Below are 6,190 nucleotides of genomic sequence, written 5' to 3' on the forward strand. Positions count from 1 at the left end.
TGCCCATGGTACTGCAGGGGAGGCCCTGTGGGAGAGCAGGTCGCTGCCGGTTTTGTTTTGGTTCACTAGCTCAGTTGGTAGAGCACATGACTTTTAATCATGTTGTCCGGGGTTCGATTCCCCGGTGAGCCACCAATAAGGAAGCATATAAATAATATGCTTCCTTATTTTTTTATGTCAATGCTATATTTAGTAACAAATTATTATATTCCGATAATTGAAAAATTTTCATTATAATTATGTTATAATTAAAGTAATCCATAACGGTTAACTGAAGTATAATTACAAATATATTTGATTGGAGGTAAGTATGAAAGATTTAGACTTTTTTAGAACCATATGTGAAGCTCATGCACCAAGTGGAAGAGAGGATTGGTTGTATTCTATTGTAAAGGATAACTTTGAACAATTTGGAGATACAACTATAACTAAATTAAATAATATGTATATACATAAAAAAGGTATAACTTCTAGAAAGTTAATGATAATGTCTCATGCAGATGAAGTTTTTTTAATGGTAAATGAAATTTCAGAAGATGGGTTTATAAAATTTAATGGATTTGGAATAGATGCTAAAAGTATTGTATCTCAAGAAGTTATCATCCATGGAAAAGAAAATATACCTGGAGTTGTAGTATTAAAATATAATTATAATGATAAAGAAAAAAGTGAAGTTTCTGTGAAAAATTTATATATAGAAACTGGATTTAGTAAGGAAAAATTAAATAGCATAATTAAATTGGGAGATTATATTACCTTAGACAGAAAGATGATACATCTTTTTAATAATAATGTAAGTTGTAAATCTATAGATAATAGAGCCAGTATCTTTGCTATGTATATTTGTGCGGAAGAACTTAAAAATGTAAACTCTGATCTGGATATATATTTTGTATGTTCTTGCCAAGAAGAAGTAGGTCATAGAGGAGCCAAAATGGTAAGCTATGATATTAAACCTGATGTAGGCATAGCACTTGATGTAACCTTTGACAGTGGAATATTAGGAGATAATAGTAGAGAAAATAAATTGGGAAAAGGGCCGGTTATATGTATAGGACCTAATATACATACTAAGACCAGAAATAGATTAATACAAACAGCAAATAGATACAATATTCCTTATCAAGTTGAAGTGGAACCGGGAAATACGGGGACAGATGCTTGGGATATTCAAACTTCTGTAGGGGGAATAGCTACAATTCTTATATCTATTCCCATAAGGTATATGCATACTTCGGTGGAGGTGGTTAATATAGAGGATATAAGAAATACAGGAAGATTATTAGCAAGATTTATTCAGGAGTTAAAAGAGAGTGAATTGGAGGGGTTATTTTGTTTTTAGAAAAACTCTGTAATTCTACAGGTCCTTCAGGATATGAAGGTCATATTAGAAGTGTAATAAAGGATGAATTAAATACCTTTACTGATAATACAATTATAGATAGAATGGGAAATATTGTAGTGCATAAATATAGAGAAAATGATTCTTCGCCTAAAATAATGGTAATTTCCCATATGGATGAATCAGGTCTTATAATAACGTCTTATAATGAAGATGGCACATTAAAGTTTTCTACATTAGGAGATATAGATAAAAATTCACTTCCTGCTAAAAATGTTTTAATTGGAGATAAAATGATACCAGGGGTTATCGGGATAAAGCCAATACATATTCAAAGTAAAAAGGAAAGAAATGAAAATATATCCTTGGAAAATATGTGTATAGATATAGGAGCTTTTTCGGAAGAGGAATGTAGGAGGATTATATCGTTGGGGGACTTTGTAGTATTTAATGGCGGGTTTTGCAATTTTGGAGATAATCTTTTAAAAGGAAAGGCTTTAGGTGATAGGATAGGGTGTTCTATACTTATAGATTTATTAAGAGAGGATTTAAATTGTAACTTATATGGTGTATTTAATATTCAGGGAAATATAGGTCAAAGAGGTGTTTATGCTGCTGCCTACAACATTAATCCAGATTTAGCTATAATTTTAGACACCATAGATAGTATAGATTATGAAGAAATTCCTAGTTATTTTAGAACAAGCAAATTAAGAGAAGGTCCTGTCATACCTTTTAAGGCAGGACAATGTATGTTTGATAGAGGTATAGTAGAATCTATAAGGAATAAGGCAGAGGATATAGGTATACCATATCAAAAGATCGGAAATACCCAAGGAGAAGGAGAAGTTAAAGCAGCTTATCTTACCATTAATAATTGTAAAACTGCATCCGTATTAATACCATGCAGATATCGAAATTTTAATATTTCTGTATGCAGTTTAGCTGATTATGATAATATTTTAATCTTATTAAAAAGTTATTTAGAGAACTATAATATAAATATTTAGGTTTATATAAGGGGGAGAACCATGGATAAGCTTTTGTTAAAATTAATTAATTCTTTTGGAATAAGTGGAAAAGAAGATGAAATTAGACAAGTTATAAAAGAAACTTTAAATGAAGTTGACTATGATGTGAGTGAAGATAGTATAGGAAATATATTCGTAAAAGTTGGAATTGGTAAAACCAAGGTTATGATATGTTCTAATATGGATTCTGTAGGATTTATAGTTAATGATATAGAAGAAGATGGAATGATAAAGGTAAGTAATATAGGAGAGTTTAACACTCAAGATATATCTCATAGTTTTATAAGGTTTCATAATGGCACATTGGGCAAAGTGTGCACATCTTCAAAGGGTGCTTTAGTGGATATAGGTACAAATAATAGGGAAGATACATTAAAAAAGGTAAAGGAAGGAGATGTAGCATCTCTTGTGGGTCCTTATTTAAAAGTGGGGGATAATAACATAATAAGTCCCTTGCTTCATAATAAAGTAGGATGTTATATACTTTTAAAACTTTTAGAAAAGATAAAAATTAGTGATACGGAATTTAATTTTGTATTTGCTTCTCAAGGAGAAATTGGAGGAATAGGTGCAAGAATAGCTGCAAATACTATAAATCCTGATTATTGTATAATAGTAGGAACTGCCAATACGAAAAACAAGGAGGAAACAAAAATAGATATAGGTGGTGGACCTGTATTAAAGATCATGGATAGCTCTTTAATAATGCACAAAGATATAAAAGATATATTGGAAAATGCTGCTGAAAGGGCAGATGTAAAACTTCAATACAGTATAAGCACAGATAAATCCCAAGGGGGACTTATACATAAAGAGAGGATAGGTATAAGAACTGGTGAAATTGCAGTACCATGCAGATATAAATATTCTACTTCAGAGATGATATCTATTTGTGATATAGAAAATACTATAAAAGTATTAGGTGAATTAGAAAATTTCCAGGAACTTGTATAAAAAAAGTTAAATTATGAAGAAAATTAAATGGATTTTAGTTGTTATATGGATGATGGTAATATTTATCTTTTCTAATGAAACATCCATTATATCTAATGAAAAAAGCAGAGCTTTTATTCTATTAATACAAGCTTTGGGTTTAGACTTAAATAAATTTTTTGGAGATTTATCTAATTTTATAGTTAGAAAGGCTTCTCATTTTTTAGAATATTGTATACTGGGTATACTACTGTTTAATAGTATAAAGGGTAAATTTAAAATAAAAAAGGTATTTATAATTTCTATTGCTGTGGTAATTCTATATGCATGTACAGATGAAATTCATCAAATATTTATACCTGGAAGAACAGCTAGGATAAAAGATATATTTATAGATACAGCAGGAGGTAGTGCGGGACTGTTATTGGGTTACTTTATCAATAAAAAAGTTTTTTTCAAAAAGGAGGTCTAAAGGTTATTTAGAGCTCCTTTTAATTTTCTCCAGTCTTCTTCATATATAAATTGAAAATTTTCATTTCTGTTATATGTCAAAGCAGAAGGATGGTACATAGGAAATATGGGTTTATTTAGATTCTTATTAAAATATATATTACCATGACATTTTCCTATGGAATCAAATTCAGTAAAACTTTTCAAAGGTATATTTCCTAGTGTAATAATTATTTTAGGATTGACAATATTAATTTCTTCATTTAATATTTCTTTAAATAATTTGATTTCTGATACTCTAGGTGTTCTGTTACTTATAGTTTTTTTACCATCTTTTGATATTTTAATTTTAATTGGTCTAAAAAAACATGTATTTGTAATTCGTACTTCTTCTCTTTTTAAGTCTATAGAATTTAAATAATTCTCAAAAGTTTTTCCAGCCATACCAACAAAAGGTTTTCCTTGTATTATTTCTGTTTTTCCAGGAGCCTCTCCTACAAATAATATAGGACAAGGAATAGGTCCATTGCCGGGAATGTATCCTTCTATGGGTTCACTTTTATAATTTTCACATATTATTTTAATTTTTTCTACAATTTTTTCCTCAGCATTCATAAAAAATTCCTTTCATTAATTAAATAATCTTTTTTATATTTTAACATAAGTGTCAAATATCAAGTAATTTTTGAATTTACACGGAGTTTATTATGGGAATAGTTCCTTTAGTTGAATATTGATAACTTATCTAGGCATGTTGTTTATGGGTATCTTTCACTTTAAACTTACTTAGGTAAAATTAAATTTTAATAAATTGTATCCATACATTTTGTTTAAAAAAATAGTAGTATTATAATACTACTAGACTTAGTTTAAAAGAGGTGATTTTGTTGAACATTCCATATATATTGACTCCAGGACCTACAGAAGTTAGAGAAAATGTTAGACTGGCAATGAGCATGAGAACTACTAATCCAGATTTACATGCCAAATTTTATGATTTTTATAGAGATACCTGTAAGGATATAAGCCAGTTATTGAAAACTAGAAATCAAGTTAGAATATTAGGTGGAGAGGGTATGTTAGGATTAGAAGCAGCCTGTGCTTCCCTCACAGAGGAAGGGGATAGAGTTCTTGTAATTGACAATGGGATATTTGGAGAAGGATTTGCTGAATTAGTAAAATTATATGGTGGGAAGGTGGAGTTTTTTAAAGGAAATAGGAAGAGAGAAATAGATGTAATAGAATTAGCAAAATTTTTAGATAAAGATAGTAATTTTAAATATGCAACTATTGTACATTGTGATACTCCTTCAGGAGTATTGAATGATGTGTCAAAAATATGTCCTCTGCTCAAAGAGAAAGGGATATTAACCTTAGTAGATAGTGTTTCAGCAATGGGAGGAGAAAAATTAGAAGTTGATAATTGGAAAATGGATGTAGTTGTAGGAGGGTCACAAAAATGTTTTTCAGCTCCTCCAGGACTTACTTTGGTTAGTATAAGTGAAGAAGCTTTTATTGCTATGAGAAATAGAAAAGAACCTATAAAGTCTTTTTATTGTAATTTATTGATTTGGGAGAAGTACTATGAAGATAAATGGTTTCCCTATACTCCTCCAATAAGTAATATAGTTGGACTTAAAGTAGCTGTAGATAATATTTTAAAAGACAAAAATATTTTAGAAAGACATAGAATAATTGCTGAAAGTTTAAGAAAGACTGTTATAAGAGCAGGCCTTAATTTATATGTGGAGAAGGGCTATTCTAATACAGTTACTGTTATTGAAACTCCAGAAGGTATAGAGGAAAAGCAATTAAGGAAATTTATGTTGGATAATTTTAATATTATGATAGCAGGTTCCTTTGGATATTTGGAAAATAAGGTTATAAGAATAGGACATATGGGGGAAAATGCTAGAACAGGTTTAATAAGTTATTGTCTTTATGCTCTTCAAGAAGCTTTAAAGAATGTAGGATTTCAATGTAAATGTGATATGCCTGGATTTTTTTTAAGACAATCCAGAACGATTGATTCCTGATGAATTTTAGAAGGAATTATCTTGGTGTAGGGTATGCTTATATGCTACTTTCAAAAAGGTGGGAGTATTAAGTGATGTCAGTATTGGGATAAAATCTTTAAATATGGTAGTTATCGAATAAATAAACATAACCTAGCGTATCAGTATAAGTATATTGTAGAGAATAAGAATTATAGGTTGTATGTAAAAGTTATTTTTATATAATGAATATATTTCACGGAGACATTAGGATAAACTATGATAAAATATCACATGTTGCTACGAAACATAGAATAGTAGTTTTAGCAACATGTGCATCTTGAGAACTTTAATTTTTGAAATACTAAAAAAGTATTGACAAAGATAAAATGAGATGATATACTATAAAAGCTGTCTGGGAAAATAGGCAGTAGAGAAAT

Annotated in this window: 6 protein-coding genes and 1 tRNA gene; 6 read left to right on the forward strand and 1 reads right to left on the reverse strand. The window is 29.4% G+C overall.

Annotated elements, in window-relative coordinates; genetic code table 11:
* The first annotated feature begins 59 nt into the window (after window positions 1-59).
* From V7Q02_RS15620 to V7Q02_RS15640, 5 genes are all read left to right on the forward strand, one after another.
* Window positions 60-135, forward strand: a tRNA-Lys gene (locus V7Q02_RS15620).
* Between the two features lie 175 nt (window positions 136-310).
* Window positions 311-1,342, forward strand: coding sequence for a M42 family peptidase (locus V7Q02_RS15625; RefSeq protein ID WP_333862010.1), 1,032 nt, complete (start codon window positions 311-313; stop codon window positions 1,340-1,342).
* Window positions 1,333-2,352, forward strand: coding sequence for a M42 family metallopeptidase (locus tag V7Q02_RS15630; RefSeq protein WP_333862011.1), 1,020 nt, complete (start codon window positions 1,333-1,335; stop codon window positions 2,350-2,352). The genes V7Q02_RS15625 and V7Q02_RS15630 overlap by 10 nt, the downstream gene beginning before the upstream one ends.
* Window positions 2,353-2,373: 21 nt before the next feature.
* Complete coding sequence (locus V7Q02_RS15635; RefSeq protein WP_333862012.1) at window positions 2,374-3,327, forward strand: M42 family peptidase; 954 nt, start codon at window positions 2,374-2,376, stop codon at window positions 3,325-3,327.
* 13 nt (window positions 3,328-3,340) lie between these two features.
* A complete protein-coding gene (locus V7Q02_RS15640; RefSeq protein WP_333862013.1) occupies window positions 3,341-3,778 on the forward strand; it encodes a VanZ family protein in 438 nt (145 codons plus the stop codon).
* Here V7Q02_RS15640 and V7Q02_RS15645 read toward each other — a convergent pair.
* Complete coding sequence (locus V7Q02_RS15645; protein ID WP_333862014.1) at window positions 3,775-4,371, reverse strand: uracil-DNA glycosylase; 597 nt, start codon at window positions 4,369-4,371, stop codon at window positions 3,775-3,777. The two genes, V7Q02_RS15640 and V7Q02_RS15645, sit on opposite strands and share 4 nt — an antisense overlap.
* A 272-nt stretch (window positions 4,372-4,643) precedes the next feature.
* Between V7Q02_RS15645 and V7Q02_RS15650 the strand changes: the two genes are divergently transcribed.
* Window positions 4,644-5,792: a pyridoxal-phosphate-dependent aminotransferase family protein gene (locus tag V7Q02_RS15650; protein ID WP_333862015.1), complete on the forward strand. Its 1,149-nt coding sequence runs from the start codon at window positions 4,644-4,646 to the stop codon at window positions 5,790-5,792.
* The last annotated feature ends 398 nt before the right edge of the window (window positions 5,793-6,190 follow it).

Source organism: Clostridium sp. (genome assembly GCF_036781005.1).
Lineage (GTDB): Bacteria > Bacillota > Clostridia > Clostridiales > Clostridiaceae > Clostridium_B.